The 14,928-nt window shown below is 60.6% G+C and carries 25 protein-coding genes; 24 read left to right on the top strand and 1 reads right to left on the bottom strand.

From position 1 onward, the window contains the following. Complete coding sequence (locus J2Y68_RS08690) at nt 1–129, top strand: hypothetical protein (protein WP_283091469.1); 129 nt, start codon at nt 1–3, stop codon at nt 127–129. A gap of 31 nt (nt 130–160) precedes the next feature. On the opposite strand, the gene J2Y68_RS08685 is transcribed toward J2Y68_RS08690, so the two are convergent. Continuing rightward, the gene (locus tag J2Y68_RS08685; protein WP_309992210.1) at nt 161–1,594 is read right to left on the bottom strand and encodes a GH1 family beta-glucosidase; all 1,434 of its coding nucleotides are present in this window, start codon (nt 1,592–1,594) and stop codon (nt 161–163) included. A 383-nt stretch (nt 1,595–1,977) separates the two neighbouring features. Between J2Y68_RS08685 and rpsJ the strand changes: the two genes are divergently transcribed. The 23 genes from rpsJ (at nt 1,978) to map (ending at nt 14,867) form a co-directional block, all read left to right on the top strand. After that, nucleotides 1,978–2,286 (top strand): 30S ribosomal protein S10, encoded by a 309-nt coding sequence (gene rpsJ / locus J2Y68_RS08680; RefSeq protein ID WP_003803825.1) that lies wholly within the window; start codon nt 1,978–1,980, stop codon nt 2,284–2,286. Nucleotides 2,287–2,303: 17 nt separating this feature from the next. Next, nucleotides 2,304–2,954: a 50S ribosomal protein L3 gene (gene rplC / locus J2Y68_RS08675; protein ID WP_211712127.1), complete on the top strand. Its 651-nt coding sequence runs from the start codon at nt 2,304–2,306 to the stop codon at nt 2,952–2,954. 4 nt (nt 2,955–2,958) lie between these two features. Then, complete coding sequence (gene rplD, locus J2Y68_RS08670) at nt 2,959–3,576, top strand: 50S ribosomal protein L4 (RefSeq protein WP_211712128.1); 618 nt, start codon at nt 2,959–2,961, stop codon at nt 3,574–3,576. Then, on the top strand, nt 3,573–3,878 hold the full coding sequence (rplW, locus tag J2Y68_RS08665; RefSeq protein WP_011775593.1) for a 50S ribosomal protein L23: 306 nt from the start codon (nt 3,573–3,575) through the stop codon (nt 3,876–3,878). Before rplD ends, rplW begins: the two co-directional genes overlap by 4 nt. A gap of 29 nt (nt 3,879–3,907) precedes the next feature. Then, a complete protein-coding gene (gene rplB / locus J2Y68_RS08660) occupies nt 3,908–4,747 on the top strand; it encodes a 50S ribosomal protein L2 (RefSeq protein WP_011775592.1) in 840 nt (279 codons plus the stop codon). Between the two features lie 12 nt (nt 4,748–4,759). Continuing rightward, nucleotides 4,760–5,041 carry a 30S ribosomal protein S19 gene (rpsS, locus tag J2Y68_RS08655; protein WP_011775591.1) on the top strand — a complete coding sequence of 94 codons (282 nt, stop codon included), beginning with the start codon at nt 4,760–4,762 and terminating at the stop codon, nt 5,039–5,041. Between the two features lie 39 nt (nt 5,042–5,080). Then, complete coding sequence (gene rplV, locus J2Y68_RS08650; RefSeq protein ID WP_018776683.1) at nt 5,081–5,446, top strand: 50S ribosomal protein L22; 366 nt, start codon at nt 5,081–5,083, stop codon at nt 5,444–5,446. Continuing rightward, a complete protein-coding gene (gene rpsC / locus J2Y68_RS08645) occupies nt 5,447–6,268 on the top strand; it encodes a 30S ribosomal protein S3 (RefSeq protein WP_011775589.1) in 822 nt (273 codons plus the stop codon). After that, nucleotides 6,269–6,685 (top strand): 50S ribosomal protein L16, encoded by a 417-nt coding sequence (gene rplP / locus J2Y68_RS08640; protein WP_003803795.1) that lies wholly within the window; start codon nt 6,269–6,271, stop codon nt 6,683–6,685. Between the two features lie 2 nt (nt 6,686–6,687). Further along, nucleotides 6,688–7,008, top strand: a complete 321-nt coding sequence (gene rpmC, locus J2Y68_RS08635; RefSeq protein ID WP_014922387.1) for a 50S ribosomal protein L29 — start codon at nt 6,688–6,690, stop codon at nt 7,006–7,008. After that, nucleotides 7,005–7,301, top strand: coding sequence for a 30S ribosomal protein S17 (gene rpsQ / locus J2Y68_RS08630; protein WP_142938371.1), 297 nt, complete (start codon nt 7,005–7,007; stop codon nt 7,299–7,301). The genes rpmC and rpsQ overlap by 4 nt, the downstream gene beginning before the upstream one ends. A gap of 352 nt (nt 7,302–7,653) precedes the next feature. Continuing rightward, a complete protein-coding gene (gene rplN / locus J2Y68_RS08625) occupies nt 7,654–8,022 on the top strand; it encodes a 50S ribosomal protein L14 (protein WP_003803789.1) in 369 nt (122 codons plus the stop codon). A 3-nt stretch (nt 8,023–8,025) separates the two neighbouring features. Then, entirely contained in the window at nt 8,026–8,385 is a 360-nt protein-coding gene (gene rplX / locus J2Y68_RS08620; protein WP_026539810.1) for a 50S ribosomal protein L24, read from the top strand. Then, on the top strand, nt 8,385–8,963 hold the full coding sequence (gene rplE / locus J2Y68_RS08615) for a 50S ribosomal protein L5 (RefSeq protein WP_011775585.1): 579 nt from the start codon (nt 8,385–8,387) through the stop codon (nt 8,961–8,963). Before rplX ends, rplE begins: the two co-directional genes overlap by 1 nt. Before the next feature lie 78 nt (nt 8,964–9,041). Then, nucleotides 9,042–9,440 carry a 30S ribosomal protein S8 gene (rpsH, locus tag J2Y68_RS08610; protein WP_309992205.1) on the top strand — a complete coding sequence of 133 codons (399 nt, stop codon included), beginning with the start codon at nt 9,042–9,044 and terminating at the stop codon, nt 9,438–9,440. 18 nt (nt 9,441–9,458) lie between these two features. Next, nucleotides 9,459–9,995: a 50S ribosomal protein L6 gene (rplF, locus tag J2Y68_RS08605; RefSeq protein WP_018776680.1), complete on the top strand. Its 537-nt coding sequence runs from the start codon at nt 9,459–9,461 to the stop codon at nt 9,993–9,995. A 3-nt stretch (nt 9,996–9,998) separates the two neighbouring features. Next, nucleotides 9,999–10,382 (top strand): 50S ribosomal protein L18, encoded by a 384-nt coding sequence (gene rplR, locus J2Y68_RS08600; protein WP_011775582.1) that lies wholly within the window; start codon nt 9,999–10,001, stop codon nt 10,380–10,382. Between the two features lie 29 nt (nt 10,383–10,411). After that, entirely contained in the window at nt 10,412–11,083 is a 672-nt protein-coding gene (gene rpsE / locus J2Y68_RS08595) for a 30S ribosomal protein S5 (RefSeq protein WP_211712129.1), read from the top strand. Nucleotides 11,084–11,085: 2 nt separating this feature from the next. Then, nucleotides 11,086–11,292, top strand: coding sequence for a 50S ribosomal protein L30 (gene rpmD / locus J2Y68_RS08590; protein ID WP_018776677.1), 207 nt, complete (start codon nt 11,086–11,088; stop codon nt 11,290–11,292). Beyond that, nucleotides 11,292–11,774 carry a 50S ribosomal protein L15 gene (gene rplO, locus J2Y68_RS08585; protein WP_211712130.1) on the top strand — a complete coding sequence of 161 codons (483 nt, stop codon included), beginning with the start codon at nt 11,292–11,294 and terminating at the stop codon, nt 11,772–11,774. The genes rpmD and rplO overlap by 1 nt, the downstream gene beginning before the upstream one ends. A 185-nt stretch (nt 11,775–11,959) precedes the next feature. Beyond that, on the top strand, nt 11,960–13,270 hold the full coding sequence (gene secY, locus J2Y68_RS08580) for a preprotein translocase subunit SecY (protein ID WP_211712131.1): 1,311 nt from the start codon (nt 11,960–11,962) through the stop codon (nt 13,268–13,270). Nucleotides 13,271–13,275: 5 nt separating this feature from the next. Continuing rightward, a complete protein-coding gene (locus J2Y68_RS08575) occupies nt 13,276–13,845 on the top strand; it encodes an adenylate kinase (protein WP_309992615.1) in 570 nt (189 codons plus the stop codon). 194 nt (nt 13,846–14,039) lie between these two features. Further along, the gene (gene map / locus J2Y68_RS08570) at nt 14,040–14,867 is read left to right on the top strand and encodes a type I methionyl aminopeptidase (RefSeq protein ID WP_309992197.1); all 828 of its coding nucleotides are present in this window, start codon (nt 14,040–14,042) and stop codon (nt 14,865–14,867) included. Nucleotides 14,868–14,928 lie beyond the last annotated feature (61 nt).

Below are 14,928 nucleotides of genomic sequence, written 5' to 3'. Positions count from 1 at the left end.
ATGGAATTCCTGATAGTTCTCGCAGTCATTGCAGCAATTGGTGGCGGGGTCGTGTGGGGACGCAAGAACTTCCGCACCGAAATCGATCGTGCCAAGCGCATTAGGCGCGCCAACAAGAACAACCAATAGCGCCCGAATGAAGCTATTTAACCGATCTGGGCTATAACCCGCGGGCCCGGGCACGGCCCAGCGCACGGTACCAATAGAACGAGTCCTTGGGTGTCCTTTCCAAGGTGTCGAAATCCACGTGCACCAGTCCGAAGCGCTGGGAGTAGCCGGCCGCCCACTCAAAGTTGTCCAGCAATGTCCACACGTAGTAGCCGCGAAGGTCTACGTCCTCTGCGATTCCGCCTGGTCCTGTTGCCGTCAGGGCATGCCCCAGATGGTCCGCGAGGTAGGAGATGCGGTTCGCGTCCTCGATGGGGCCGTCCACTTGGGGAGGTTCGGGGAAGCTCGCTCCGCCCTCAGTGATGAACAGGGGAGGCAGCGCATCGCCGTACCGGTCCTTCATTTCACGCAGGAGCAAAGCCAGACGTTCCGGGGCCACTGGCCAGCCAAAACCTGTGGTCTCGTACTCCTGGTACGCCGCCAGATGGAAAGGAACCTTCGCCATCTCGGTTGAGGTTCCCGTAGGGATCTCGGCCGGACCCGGACCGATGGCTACCTTGATCGGGTAGTAGTAGTTGAGCCCATAAAAATCCAACGGTTGGCTGATGAGCTCCAGGTCGCCGTCGTGGATTGTGCCCAAGGATCGGAACCACGGTTTCATCGGCAGTGGTGGTTTGGGGTATTGGCCAAGCAGTATCGCATCGGCATAAATTCGGTTGAGGATCAGGTCCAGGGCCTGCGCCATCAGGCGGTCGCCAAGGCTGCTGCTGGCCGGCTGCACGGGGGAGTGCATGTTGGACACTCCGATCTGACCTTTAACGCCGGCACCCCGAAGGGCCTGAACTGCGAGCCCGTGTCCCAGCAACTGATGATGTGCGGCAGGCAGTGAATCGAACAACAACTGGCGGCCGGGGGAATGGACCCCCAGCGCGTATCCCTGCAGAGTCACGGAAACAGGCTCGTTCATGGTGACCCAGTACTCCACCCGGTCGCCAAAACGTTCCGCCACGGCGGCGCAGTAGACGGCGAAGCGTTCGGCCGTTTCCCGGTTCATCCACCCACCGGCGTGCTCAAGTTCAAGCGGGGTGTCCCAATGAAACAACGTGGCCATGGGGGAGATCCCGGCGGCCAGCAGCTTGTCGATCAGGCGATCGTAAAAGTCCAGTCCCCGCGGGTTTACGGCGCCTTTGCCGCCGGGCTGGATGCGCGGCCACGAGAGTGAGAACCGATACGAATCCACGCCCAGTTCCTGCATCAGGGCGATGTCCTCATCCGCGCGGTTGTAATGGTCGCAGGCTATGGTGGGGGAGTCGCCGTCGACGATTGCTCCTGGCTTCTCCGCGAAGGCATCCCAACCAGACGGTCCCCGGCCGTCCGCGGTCAGTGAGCCCTCGATCTGGAAGGCGGCGGCTGCGACGCCAAGCACGAAACCCGGGCGGAGGCGGGCCGCGAGATCCTCCACCGAACCTTGATCCTGGACGGTCATGTCCCAATCTTCCTCAGCCTGGGGCGGGCGGGCAATGGCCTTCACGGGGCCGATTGGCCTTTGCCCCAACTTTCCGCCATACTGGATGAGTTGTTCAAGCGCTTCTTCGTGTCCCGATCCGGATAATGCCGGGTGTCAGGGTCCAGGTCGAAGCCCAAACATAACCCTGAACCCCATGGAATGCGGTCGAGTCTGCGTGGAAATCGCGACACGCCCGACCGCGGGGGTCGGTGCGCCGGCAGGTTGAGGAACCCGGAATATCCGGATTCAGCTTGTGCGGCGTGTGGTGGTAGATCCTCAAACGCCTCGGCGGCCACATCAACAGGTAAGTAAACAGAGCAGCCCTAACTAGAGCAGCACTAGCTGAAAGAGAGTCAGGCGACATGGCGGGACAAAAAATCCGCATCCGGCTGAAGTCATATGACCACGAGGTCATTGATGTTTCAGCGCGGAAGATCGTTGAGACGGTCACGCGCGCAGGCGCAACGGTAGTCGGCCCGGTGCCGCTGCCCACGGAGAAGAACGTTTACTGCGTAATTCGCTCTCCTCACAAGTACAAGGACAGCCGTGAGCACTTCGAAATGCGTACTCACAAGCGTCTGATCGACATCATCGACCCCACGCCGAAGGCCGTTGACTCGCTTATGCGTCTCGACCTGCCTGCCGACGTGAACATCGAAATCAAGCTCTAGGGAGGTGCTGAGAGACTATGACCGCAACCCGTAACGTAAAGGGCCTGTTGGGCACGAAGCTCGGCATGACCCAGGTCTGGGACGAGAACAACAAGCTCATCCCGGTAACTGTCGTCCAGGCTGACTCCAACGTCATCACCCAGCTGCGCAACGCAGAGGTAGATGGCTACGTCGCCGTCCAGATCGGCTACGGCCAGATCGATCCCCGCAAGGTCACCAAGCCGCTGGCTGGCCACTTCGAAAAGGCTGGCGTCACCCCTCGTCGCCACGTCGTCGAACTGCGTACCGCAGACGCCGCATCCTACGAGCTGGGCCAGGAGCTCTCTGTTGAGATCTTCGAAGCCGGCCAGAAGATCGACGTCGTCGGCACCTCAAAGGGTAAGGGCTTCGCCGGTGTTATGAAGCGTCACGGCTTCCACGGCGTTGGCGCTTCCCACGGTGCCCACAAGAACCACCGTAAGCCTGGCTCCATCGGTGGCGCATCCACCCCGAGCCGCGTCTTCAAGGGCCTGAAAATGGCCGGCCGCATGGGCGCCGAGCGTCACACCACGCTGAACCTCACGGTTCACGCTGTTGACGCTGAGAAGTCGCTGCTCCTTATCAAGGGTGCCGTCCCCGGTGCCCGCGGCCAGGTCGTACTCGTACGCACCGCCGTGAAGGGAGCCTAGTTAAATGACTAGCACTGTCAAGGTAGACCTGCCTGCAGAGATCTTCGACGTTCAGACCAACGTGCCGCTGCTGCACCAGGTCGTCGTCGCACAGCTCGCTGCCGCACGCCAGGGTACCCACAAGACGAAGACCCGTGCCGAGGTTTCCGGTGCAGGTCGCAAGCCGTTCAAGCAGAAGGGTACCGGCCGCGCCCGTCAGGGTTCCATCCGTGCTCCTCACATGACCGGCGGTGGCGTTGTCCACGGTCCGACCCCTCGTGACTACAGCCAGCGCACCCCCAAGAAGATGAAGGCTGCTGCACTCCGCGGCGCCCTGTCTGACCGCGCCCGCAACGGCCGCATCCACGTCATCGCTGAACTGGTAGCCGGCACCAAGCCGTCCGCCAAGGACGCACTGGCTTCGCTGCGCTCCGTCACTGAGCGCAAGAACCTGCTCGTCGTAATCGAGCGCGCCAACGATGTTGCTGCACTGTCCGTGCGCAACCTCCAGGATGTTCACGTTCTGTACGCAGACCAGCTGAACACCTACGACGTGCTTGTCTCCGACGACGTGGTCTTCACCAAGGCTGCTTTCGAGGCGTTCATCGCTGACAAGGCAAAGAACGAGGAGGCCTCCAAGTGAGCGTAACCACCATCAAGGACCCGCGCGACGTCGTGCTTGCACCCGTCGTATCGGAAAAGAGCTACGGTCTGATCGACGAAGGCAAGTACACCTTCCTGGTGGACCCTCGCTCGAACAAGACCGAGATCAAGCTGGCCGTCGAGAAGATCTTCTCGGTCAAGGTTGACTCGATCAACACCATCAACCGTGCCGGTAAGCGCAAGCGCACCAAATTCGGCTGGGGACAGCGCAAGAGCACCAAGCGTGCAATTGTCACCCTCAAAGAAGGCACAATCGACATCTTCGGCGGTCCGCTCGCGTAGCGGAGACCACTTTAACGAGGAAATAAATTATGGGAATCCGTAAATACAAGCCGACTACCCCGGGCCGTCGTGGCTCGAGCGTAGCCGACTTCGCTGAAATCACGCGATCGACTCCGGAAAAGTCGTTGCTGCGTCCGCTGCACAAGACTGGCGGCCGTAACAACTCCGGTAAGATCACCACCCGCCACAAGGGTGGTGGGCACAAGCGCCAGTACCGTCTGATCGACTTCCGTCGTCACGACAAGGACGGCATCAACGCCCGCGTTGCCGAAATCGAGTACGACCCGAACCGTACGGCTCGCATCGCACTCCTGCACTACGTTGATGGCACCAAGCGTTACATCATCGCTCCGAACAAGCTGTCCCAGGGTGACTTCGTCGAGGCTGGTCCCGACGCTGACATCAAGCCGGGCAACAACCTGCCGCTGCGCAACATCCCGGTTGGTACCGTAATCCACGCAGTTGAACTGCGTCCGGGTGGCGGCGCCAAGATGGCTCGTTCCGCAGGTGCTTCGGTACAGCTCGTTGCAAAGGAAGGCCGTTTCGCCCAGCTGCGTCTGCCCTCCGGCGAAATCCGCAACGTTGACGTGCGCTGCCGCGCAACCGTCGGCGAGGTCGGCAACGCCGAGCAGTCGAACATCAACTGGGGTAAGGCCGGCCGTATGCGCTGGAAGGGCGTTCGCCCGACTGTCCGTGGTGTAGCCATGAACCCGGTTGACCACCCGCACGGTGGTGGTGAAGGTAAGACTTCCGGTGGACGTCACCCGGTCAACCCGAACGGCAAGCCCGAGGGCCGTACCCGCCGTCCGAACAAAGAGAGCGACAAGCTTATTGTTCGTCGCCGCCGTACTGGCAAGAACAAGCGATAGGAGCCTGGACACATGCCACGCAGCCTGAAAAAAGGTCCTTTCGTTGACCAGCACCTCTTTGTGAAGGTCGCACGGGAAAACGATAAGGGCACCAAGAACGTCATCAAGACCTGGTCCCGCCGTTCGATGATCATCCCCGACATGCTCGGGCACACGATCGCCGTACACGACGGACGCAAGCACATCCCGGTGTTTGTCACTGAGTCGATGGTCGGGCACAAGCTCGGCGAATTCGCTCCCACGCGGACATTCCGCGGCCATGTTAAGGACGACCGTAAGGGCAAGCGCCGCTAAGGCGCCTGACTTTACGTCTTAGACGAGAGAAGGAAAGCAATGGAAGCCAAGGCTATTGCGCGTCACATCCGCGTAACGCCTATGAAGGCCCGGCGCGTCGTCAACCTTGTTCGTGGTAAGCAAGCGAATGAGGCTCTGGCAATTCTGAAGTTTGCCCCCCAGGCAGCTTCGGAGCCGGTATTCAAGGTACTTCAGTCGGCAATGGCCAACGCACGCGTCCTCGCGGACCGTGACGGCGTTGCATTCGACGACAGCGACCTGTTCATCAGCGAAGCATTCGTTGATGAAGGCCCGACCATGAAGCGGTTCCAGCCGCGTGCCCAAGGCCGCGCCTACCGCATCAGGAAGCGGACCAGCCACATCACGTTGGTCGTGGCAACCCCCGAGAAAGAGGAGGCTCGCTAAGTGGGACAGAAAGTAAACCCGCACGGGTTCCGACTCGGCATCACCACCGACCACGTTTCGCACTGGTTCGCTGACAGCACCAAGCCCGGACAGCGCTACAAGGACTTCGTCCGCGAGGACATCAAGATCCGTCAGCTCATGTCCACCGGCATGGAGCGCGCCGGCATCGCCAAGGTCGAGATCGAGCGCACCCGTGACCGTGTCCGCGTGGATATCCACACGGCACGCCCGGGCATCGTCATTGGTCGCCGCGGCGCCGAAGCAGACCGCATCCGCGGCGAGCTCGAAAAGCTCACCGGCAAGCAGGTTCAGCTGAACATCCTCGAGGTCAAGAACCCCGAGATGGAAGCACAGCTTGTTGCCCAGGGCATCGCTGAGCAGCTGACTTCCCGCGTGGCTTTCCGCCGTGCGATGAAGAAGGCAATGCAGTCCGCGCAGCGCGCAGGTGCCAAGGGCATCCGTGTTGCTTGCTCGGGCCGTCTGGGTGGCGCAGAAATGTCCCGCTCGGAGTTCTACCGCGAAGGCCGTGTGCCCCTGCACACCCTCCGCGCGAACATCGACTACGGCTTCTACGAAGCCAAGACCACCTTCGGCCGTATCGGCGTAAAGGTTTGGATCTACAAGGGTGACGTCACTGCCAAGGAACTGGCTCAGCAGGCAGCTGCTGCTCCGTCCCGTGGCCGTGCAGGAGACCGTCCGGGCCGCCCGGGTGGCGACCGCCGTCGTCGTAACGACCGTCCGGCAGCTGAGGCAGCACCTGCTGCCGTTGAAGCACCGGCCGCTGAAGCTGCTGCACCCGCAGCAGAAGGAGGACAGGCTTAAATGCTTATCCCACGTCGAGTCAAGCACCGTAAGCAGCACCACCCGGGTCGTTCCGGCGCTGCTACGGGTGGCACCAAGGTCAGCTTCGGTGAGTACGGTATCCAGGCTCTCAGCCCGGCATACGTAACCAACCGTCAGATCGAGTCCGCCCGTATCGCGATGACCCGCCACATCAAGCGTGGCGGTAAGGTCTGGATCAACATCTACCCGGACCGTCCGCTGACGAAGAAGCCTGCTGAAACCCGCATGGGTTCCGGTAAGGGTTCTCCGGAATGGTGGGTCGCAAACGTCAAGCCGGGCCGGGTTCTCTTCGAACTCTCCGGTGTCAATGAAGAGGTAGCTCGCGAGGCCCTGCGCCTGGCAATCCACAAGCTGCCGTTGAAGGCACGCATTGTGCGTCGCGAAGGTGGTGAATAGAAATGGCAGTAGGGTCGAAGGATCTCGCACCCGCACAGCTGGACGGTTTCGACAACGAGCGTCTCGTTGAAGAACTCCGCAAGTCCAAGGAGGAGCTGTTCAACCTGCGTTTCCAGTCCGCCACCGGACAGCTGGAGAACCACGGTCGCCTGCGCGCGGTAAAGAAGGACATCGCACGCATCTACACCGTTCTCCGTGAGCGCGAGCTGGGCATTCGTGCCGAGGTTGCCGCACCGGTTGTGGAAGCCAAGGAAGAAAAGAAGTCCAAGAAGGCTGCCAAGGCTGAAAAGGCCGAGGTTGAAGCTGGAGAGGACGCCAAGTGAGCGAGAAGGAAACTGTGACGGAAGCAGCAGCCAGCGCTGAACAGCGCGGTTACCGTAAGACGCGTCGCGGCTACGTTGTCTCTGACAAGATGGAAAAGACCATCGTTGTTCAGGTTGAAGACCGCGTGAAGCACGCTCTGTACGGCAAGGTTATTCGCCGCACCTCGAAGGTCAAGGCTCACGACGAAGAGAACACCGCCGGCATCGGCGACCTCGTTCTCATCTCTGAGACCCGCCCGCTCTCCGCTACCAAGCGGTGGCGCCTGGTGGAGATCCTCGAAAAGGCAAAGTAAATCCGACGTCGGGCATCGCCTGGCAGGATTCAGCGGAAGGCCCGTATTCCCTTGGGAATGCGGGCCTTCCCGCGTTCACCCTCGGTTCGGATTCAAGCTCTAATCGTGCTAGGATATTGAGTTTGTATGGCGCCACTTGTGCGTCGTCCACTACCTCGTAAACAATCGTGCCGCTGCATACTGCCCCGCGCAGAGTTTTCTGCAAGGGAAGCTGATGCTTGTGGCACGGGCGTTTAGGCCTGTTCTGGCAAAATCCAGGCAGGTCAAGAGACACCCCGATCAACCGTTCCGCAAGGCTCATTCCGTATGCATGATTTCGGTCTGAGAACCGGCGCGACGCAAGGAGTAGAAATTGATTCAGCAGGAGTCGCGACTGAAGGTCGCCGACAACACGGGTGCTAAGGAAATCCTTACCATTCGCGTTCTCGGTGGATCTGGCCGTCGCTACGCAGGCATTGGCGACGTTATCGTCGCAACCGTCAAGGACGCTATCCCTGGCGGCAACGTAAAGAAGGGCGACGTCGTTAAGGCGGTCATCGTCCGTACCAAGAAGGAACGCCGCCGTGCGGATGGTTCCTACATCAAGTTTGACGAAAACGCAGCTGTGATCCTGAAGAACGACGGTGACCCCCGCGGTACCCGTATCTTCGGCCCGGTTGGTCGTGAACTTCGCGACAAGAAGTTCATGAAGATCGTTTCGCTGGCCCCGGAGGTGCTTTAGTCCATGGCTAAGATCAAGAAGGGTGACCTCGTTCAGGTCATCACCGGCGCCAAGCAGGAACGCGGCGGCGACCGCGGCAAGCAGGGCAAGGTCCTGCGCGTATTCCCGGACACCAACCGCGTGTTGGTAGAGGGCATCAACCGCGTCACCAAGCACACCAAGGTCGGTCAGTCGCAGCGCGGCACCAAGACCGGTGGCATCGAGGTCGTAGAGGCCCCGATCCACGTTTCCAACGTTGCTTTGGTTGACCCGTCGACCAAGAAGCCGACCCGTGTTGGTTTCCGTCTCGACACCGTTGAGAGGGATGGCGCTACCAAGACCGTCCGTATCCGCGTGTCCAAGGCCACCGGGAAGGACATCTAATGACTGAGACTCTCGAGACTCCAGTAAAGATCGTTCCGCGTCTGAAGACCAAATACGCAGAGACCATCAAGAAGTCCCTGCAGGACGAATTCAGCTACGCGAACGTCAACCAGGTTCCCCGCCTGGTGAAGGTTGTAGTGAACATGGGTGTTGGAGATGCCGCCAAGGACTCCAAGCTGATCGACGGCGCTGTCCGCGACCTCACCCTGATCACCGGCCAGAAGCCGCAGGTAACCAAGGCCCGCAAGTCGATCGCACAGTTCAAGCTGCGCGAAGGCATGCCGATCGGTGCACACGCAACTCTGCGTGGAGACCGCATGTGGGAATTCGTGGATCGTCTGGTTTCGCTGGCACTGCCGCGTATCCGTGACTTCCGCGGCCTCAACGGCAAGCAGTTCGATGGCAACGGCAACTACACCTTCGGTCTGACCGAGCAGGTTATGTTCCACGAAATCGACCAGGACTCCATCGACCGCGTTCGCGGTATGGACATCACGGTCGTCACTACCGCCAAGACCGACGACGAAGGCCGCGCGCTGCTCAAGGCGCTTGGTTTCCCGTTCAAAACCGAAAACTAACTACGTGACAGGTCCGGCTGTGCACGCCCTTGAGGGCAAGCGCAGCGGAAACCGTTACGAGGAAGGGCTATAGCCCAAATGACTATGACAGATCCTGTCGCAGACATGCTCACGCGTCTGCGCAATGCAAACTCGGCATACCACGACACCGTGACCATGCCGTACAGCAAACTGAAGGCACGCGTTGCCGACATCCTTAAGGCCGAGGGCTACATCGCCGGCTGGAAGGAAGAGGAAGCAGAGGTTGGCAAGAAGCTGACCATCGACCTCAAGTTCGGTCCTAACCGCGAGCGTTCAATCGCTGGTGTCCGCCGCATCTCCAAGCCGGGTCTCCGCGTTTACGCGAAGTCCACCAACCTGCCGCACGTGCTGGGTGGCCTGGGTATCGCAATCCTGTCCACCTCTTCCGGCCTCCTGACTGACAAGCAGGCCGGCAAGAAGGGCGTGGGCGGCGAAGTCCTCGCGTACGTCTGGTAACGGGAAAGGAAGAGAATAATGTCACGTATTGGACGTCTCCCCATCACCGTTCCTGCCGGAGTTGAGGTCAAGCTCGATGGCTCCGTCATCAGCGTCAAGGGATCCAAAGGCGAGCTGAGCCACACTGTGGCCAGCCCGATCGAGGTCTCCCTGGAAGAGAACACTCTCACGGTCACCCGCCCGAACGACGAGCGCAACTCGCGTTCGCTGCACGGCCTGACCCGCACCCTGATCGCCAACATGATCCAGGGCGTTACCGAGGGCTACGAGAAGAAGCTTGAAATCGTTGGTACTGGTTACCGCGTTCAGGCCAAGGGTTCTGACCTGGAGTTCGCTCTGGGCTACAGCCACCCTGTCAACGTCTCTGCACCCGAAGGCATCACCTTCGTAGTAGAGGGTCCGACCAAGCTCTCTGTTGCGGGTATCAACAAGCAGCAGGTCGGCGAGGTTGCTGCCAACATTCGCAAGCTGCGCAAGCCCGACCCCTACAAGGGCAAGGGTGTCCGTTACGCCGGCGAAGTCATCCGCCGCAAGGTCGGAAAGGCTGGTAAGTAAACCATGGCCATCGCAATTAACAAGAAGCGTTCGAACAAGAGCAAGTCTGCTGCACGCAGCCGTCGCCAGCTTCGTATCCGCAAGCGCATCACCGGTACGGCTGTACGTCCTCGTTTGGTCGTCAACCGTTCGGCACGTCACGTATTCGTCCAGGTTGTCGATGACAGCAAGGGTGTAACCGTGGCTTACGCTTCCACCCTGGAAGCTGACCTTCGCGCATTCGACGGAGACAAGACTGCCAAGGCCAAGCGCGTCGGCGAGCTCGTTGCCGAGCGTGCCAAGGCTGCAGGCGTCGAGGCTGTTGTCTTCGACCGTGGCGGTAACAAGTACCACGGCCGCATCGCCGCCGTCGCTGACGGTGCTCGCGAAGGTGGGCTGGCACTGTGACCGTTGAAAATAACGAAAAGGACATTCAGGTGACTGAAGCTGTAGCTGCTGAAGCAACTGAGACCGCACCCGCTACCGATGACCGCCGTGGCGCTCGTCGCGGCGAGCGTGGCGACCGTGGCCAGGGCCGCGGCGACCGTGGTGGCCGTGGTGGCCGCGACGGCGGTCGTGAAGCCGAGAAGAGCCAGTTCGTAGAGCGCGTTGTCACCATCAACCGTGTTGCCAAGGTCGTCAAGGGTGGTCGTCGCTTCAGCTTCACCGCTCTCGTCGTCGTCGGTGACGGCAACGGTATGGTCGGCGTCGGCTACGGCAAGGCCAAGGAAGTTCCCGCAGCAATCGCAAAGGGCGTTGAAGAGGCCAAGAAGTCCTTCTTCCGCGTTCCCCGCGTTGGCAGCACCATCCCGCACCGCGTGCAGGGTGAAGCTGCTGCAGGTGTCGTCCTGCTGCGTCCGGCTTCCGCCGGTACCGGTGTTATCGCTGGTGGTCCGGTCCGCGCGGTATTGGAGTGCGTGGGCATCCACGACATCCTCTCCAAGTCGCTCGGTTCTTCCAACGCGATCAACATCGTTCACGCGACCGTTGCCGCTCTGAAGCAGCTCGAAGAGCCCGCTTCCGTGGCTGCCCGCCGTGGCTTGCCGCTGGACGAGGTTGCTCCTGCTGCTCTGGTGCGCGCGCTCCAGAACCAGAAGGCAGGTGTTTAGTCATGGCTAAGAACCTGACTCCCTCCGACGCCAAGTTGGAGATCACCCAGATCAAGGGCGTCATCGGCGCCAAGCAGAACCAGATTGCGACCCTTCGGTCCCTCGGCCTGAAGCGCATCGGACACACCGTTGTCCGTACCGCTGATGCCGTGACCGTTGGCATGCTCAACACGGTTCCGCACCTCGTGAATGTAGAGGAGGCGAAGTAATGGCAGAGAACAAGACCGCCGCAGAGGCTGCTGAGAAGCAGAACGCTCTGAAGGTCCACCACCTGCGTCCCGCCCCGGGTGCCAAGACCGCCAAGACCCGTGTTGGTCGTGGTGAAGGCTCCAAGGGTAAGACCGCTGGTCGCGGTACCAAGGGTACGAAGGCCCGCTACCAGGTAAAGGCTGGCTTTGCCGGCGGCCAGCTGCCGCTGCACATGCGCCTGCCGAAGCTGCGCGGCTTCAAGAACCCGTTCCGGGTTGAGTTCCAGGTTGTAAACCTGGAAAAGCTCAACGAGCTGTTCCCGGAAGGTGGCGCTGTCACCGTTGAGTCCCTGGTTGAGAAGGGTGCCGTTCGCAAGAACCAGCCCGTAAAGGTGCTTGGCACCGGCGACATCACCGTCAAGGTCGACGTCACCGCCCACGCATTCTCCGCCAGCGCTACGGAGAAGATTGCTGCAGCAGGCGGAAGCACCACTGCTCTCTAAGAGCCAGTGGGGCAAAAGCCCGTTGTAAAAGGATCCCGGTATGCGGGGCTTCGGCCCTGTATACCGGGATTTTTTGCGTGATTGTGGACTCTCGATTATTACGACGGCGTCACAAGCAGTTAGACTCGGTTGTTGGGTTTCATTGAGTCCCATCACATCCTTGTACTTTCTACTCAGGAGGACGCTTGCTAAGCGCATTCGGCCGGGCGTTTCGGACGCCTGATTTGCGACGCAAGTTGTTGTTCACGCTGGGAATCATCACAATCTTCCGCTTGGGAGCTTTCATCCCCTCGCCTGGTGTGAACTACCAGAATGTCCAGCAATGCTTGAACAACGGTGACACCTCGCAGGGCATCTACCAGCTGGTGAACTTGTTCAGCGGCGGCGCGTTGCTGCAGGTTTCGATCTTTGCCTTGGGCATCATGCCCTACATCACGGCGAGCATCATCGTGCAGTTGCTCCGGGTTGTCATTCCCCGGTTCCAGCAGCTCTACGAGGAAGGTTCCTCCGGGCAGTCAAAACTGACGCAGTACACCCGGTACCTGACCATCGCCCTCGGCTTGCTGAACGCCACCACCCTGGTGTCGCTGGCCCGGTCCGGACAGTTGCTGCCTGGCTGTAACCTGCCCATCATTCCCGATGAGAGCATCATTACAACCCTCCTGTTGATCATCACGCTGACCGCAGGCACGGGCCTCATCATGTGGATGGGCGAGCTCGTCACCGAGCGCGGAGTCGGCAACGGTATGTCCCTCCTCATCTTCACGTCCATCGCTGCGGGCTTCCCCCGCTCACTGGGTTCCATCTGGGAGACCAAGGGCGCCGGAACGTTCTTCATCGTTCTTGCCATCGGTCTGCTCACTGTGGCGCTGGTGGTCTTCGTGGAGCAGTCCCAGCGCCGTGTCCCGGTCCAGTACGCCAAGCGTATGATCGGTCGACGCACCGTGGGCGGAACCAGTACCTATATCCCCATCAAGGTGAACATGGCCGGCGTCGTGCCCGTCATCTTTGCTTCCTCCATGCTGTACCTGCCGGGCCTGATCTCACAGTTCAACCAGCCCAAGCCGGGGGAGCAGATTGCTCCATGGGTCGAGTGGATCAACAACAACCTCACCCGTGGCGACCACCCCATCTACATGGCGCTCTACTTCGCCATGATCGTGTTCTTCACGTACTTCTATGTGGCCATCACCTTCAACCCTGAAGAAGTGTCGGACAACATGAAGAAGTACGGCGGGTTCATTCCGGGCATCCGGGCGGGTAAACCGACCGCGGACTACCTGCAGTACGTGCTTTCCAGGATCACTCTTCCCGGAGCCTTCTACCTTGGCTTCGTGGCGTTGATTCCGCTGGTCGCACTCGTCCTGATCAATGCCAACCAGAACTTCCCGTTCGGTGGCACATCAATCCTGATCATGGTGGGTGTTGGCCTGGAGACCGTCAAGCAGATTGATGCGCAGCTACAACAACGTCACTACGAAGGGCTTTTGCGATGACGAGAATGCTGATCATTGGACCTCCCGGTTCGGGTAAGGGTACGCAGGCCGAGCGCATTTCCGAGCGCCTCGGCGTAGTCGCCATCTCCACCGGCGACATCTTCCGTGCCAACGTCAAGGGCGAAACCCCCTTGGGCATTGAAGCCAAGAAGTACATGGATGCCGGCGACTTCGTTCCGGACAGCGTCACGAACAAGATGGTTCGCGACCGCCTCGGCCAGGACGACGTCGAGAACGGCTTCCTGTTGGACGGCTACCCGCGCACAACGGCGCAGGTTGACTACCTTGACCAGATCCTCGCTGAGGGCCAGCAGGAGCTCGACGTCGTGCTCCAGCTGACTGCCGACGACGAAGAACTGGTTGCCCGTCTTCTGGGCCGTGCCAAGGAAACCGGCCGCTCCGACGACAACGAGGCTGTGATCCGTCACCGTCTCGACCTGTACCACGAGCAGACCGAGGCCGTCGTCGCCAAGTATGCCGAGCGCGGCATCCTGACACAGGTTGACGGCATTGGCGGTATCGACGAAGTTACCGACCGTGTCCTCACGGCGATCGAGTCGGCCAAGGCTGTCTAGTACGTTCTCCACATAGCCGGGTTACCGGCGCTGGAGTGAGGGGTGGGTCCCGTACCGTTTGGTGCGGGACCCACCTTTTTTGTTCCCGCTCATTCGGTGGGCAGAAGCCAATTTCGGTCCAGCCCACGGATACGGGAAAATAGTTGAAGCACGGGGCCCGGCGGGTCCCACCAGCAAACCTTCCGAAGGAGAACATGGCGTTCGGTCAGCCCCGTATTGAATACAAGTCCAACGAGCAGATGCGCACCATGCATCAGGCAGGCCTCGTGCTGAGCCGTGCGCTGGACGCTGCTGTTGCGGCGGCTAAGGCCGGAGTCACCACCAAGGACCTGGATGACGTGTTCGCGGCGGTCCTCAACGAGGCCGGCGCGAAGTCGAACTTCCTTGGCTACCACGGCTTTCCGGCCACCATCTGCACGTCAGTGAATGAAGAGGTGGTTCACGGCATCCCCGGTGGCCGTGTCCTGCAGGACGGGGACATCATTTCCATCGACGGCGGCTGCATTGTGGATGGATGGCATTCAGATTCCGCACGGACAGTCATCGTTGGAACCGCAAATCCTGAAGACCAGCGCCTCTCCGACGTCACGGAAGCCGCCATGTGGCGTGGAATCGCTGCTTTGGCGACCGGCAAGTTCGTGGGGGACATTGGCAACGCAATCGACGACTACGTATCTTCTGTCCAAGGCAAGCCCCTTGGCATTCTCGAAGACTACGTAGGCCACGGTATTGGGTCTGAAATGCACATGGCCCCGGACGTCCTGAACTACAGGACCGGTCACCGCGGCCCCAAGATCCGGCCAGGCCTGTGCCTGGCCATTGAGCCAATGTTGGTTCGCGGCGACATTGAAACCGCCACCCTCGACGACGACTGGACAGTGGTCACCACCGACGGCAAGCGCTCCTGCCAGTGGGAGCATTCGGTCGCCGTGCATGAGAAGGGCATTTGGGTCCTGTCTGCCCCGGACGGCGGAGCAGGCAAGCTGGCGCCGCTCGGCGTCGTGCCTGTCCCGATCCCGTAACGGCACCATGAACAGGAGCCGGGCTGCTGAAGCAGCCCGGCTCTCTTCGTGTCCGAGGAGG

Origin of the sequence: Paenarthrobacter nitroguajacolicus (genome assembly GCF_031455195.1) — a bacterium.
GTDB lineage: Bacteria > Actinomycetota > Actinomycetes > Actinomycetales > Micrococcaceae > Arthrobacter > Arthrobacter nitroguajacolicus_D.
Note: the sequence above shows the minus strand (reverse complement) of the source record. Positions and strands in the feature narration are given on the sequence as shown.

Excerpts from the sequence above, each read along its gene's own strand:
- J2Y68_RS08690 (WP_283091469.1), top strand. The coding sequence starts at position 1 with ATGGAATTCCTGATAGTTCTCGCAGTCATTGCAGCAATTGGTGGCGGG.
- J2Y68_RS08685 (WP_309992210.1), bottom strand. The coding sequence starts at position 1,594 with ATGACCGTCCAGGATCAAGGTTCGGTGGAGGATCTCGCGGCCCGCCTC.
- rpsJ (WP_003803825.1), top strand. The coding sequence starts at position 1,978 with ATGGCGGGACAAAAAATCCGCATCCGGCTGAAGTCATATGACCACGAG.
- rplC (WP_211712127.1), top strand. The coding sequence starts at position 2,304 with ATGACCGCAACCCGTAACGTAAAGGGCCTGTTGGGCACGAAGCTCGGC.
- rplD (WP_211712128.1), top strand. The coding sequence starts at position 2,959 with ATGACTAGCACTGTCAAGGTAGACCTGCCTGCAGAGATCTTCGACGTT.
- rplB (WP_011775592.1), top strand. The coding sequence starts at position 3,908 with ATGGGAATCCGTAAATACAAGCCGACTACCCCGGGCCGTCGTGGCTCG.
- rpsS (WP_011775591.1), top strand. The coding sequence starts at position 4,760 with ATGCCACGCAGCCTGAAAAAAGGTCCTTTCGTTGACCAGCACCTCTTT.
- rplV (WP_018776683.1), top strand. The coding sequence starts at position 5,081 with ATGGAAGCCAAGGCTATTGCGCGTCACATCCGCGTAACGCCTATGAAG.
- rplP (WP_003803795.1), top strand. The coding sequence starts at position 6,269 with ATGCTTATCCCACGTCGAGTCAAGCACCGTAAGCAGCACCACCCGGGT.
- rpmC (WP_014922387.1), top strand. The coding sequence starts at position 6,688 with ATGGCAGTAGGGTCGAAGGATCTCGCACCCGCACAGCTGGACGGTTTC.
- rplX (WP_026539810.1), top strand. The coding sequence starts at position 8,026 with ATGGCTAAGATCAAGAAGGGTGACCTCGTTCAGGTCATCACCGGCGCC.
- rplE (WP_011775585.1), top strand. The coding sequence starts at position 8,385 with ATGACTGAGACTCTCGAGACTCCAGTAAAGATCGTTCCGCGTCTGAAG.
- rpsH (WP_309992205.1), top strand. The coding sequence starts at position 9,042 with ATGACTATGACAGATCCTGTCGCAGACATGCTCACGCGTCTGCGCAAT.
- rplF (WP_018776680.1), top strand. The coding sequence starts at position 9,459 with ATGTCACGTATTGGACGTCTCCCCATCACCGTTCCTGCCGGAGTTGAG.
- rplR (WP_011775582.1), top strand. The coding sequence starts at position 9,999 with ATGGCCATCGCAATTAACAAGAAGCGTTCGAACAAGAGCAAGTCTGCT.
- rpmD (WP_018776677.1), top strand. The coding sequence starts at position 11,086 with ATGGCTAAGAACCTGACTCCCTCCGACGCCAAGTTGGAGATCACCCAG.
- rplO (WP_211712130.1), top strand. The coding sequence starts at position 11,292 with ATGGCAGAGAACAAGACCGCCGCAGAGGCTGCTGAGAAGCAGAACGCT.
- J2Y68_RS08575 (WP_309992615.1), top strand. The coding sequence starts at position 13,276 with ATGCTGATCATTGGACCTCCCGGTTCGGGTAAGGGTACGCAGGCCGAG.
- map (WP_309992197.1), top strand. The coding sequence starts at position 14,040 with ATGGCGTTCGGTCAGCCCCGTATTGAATACAAGTCCAACGAGCAGATG.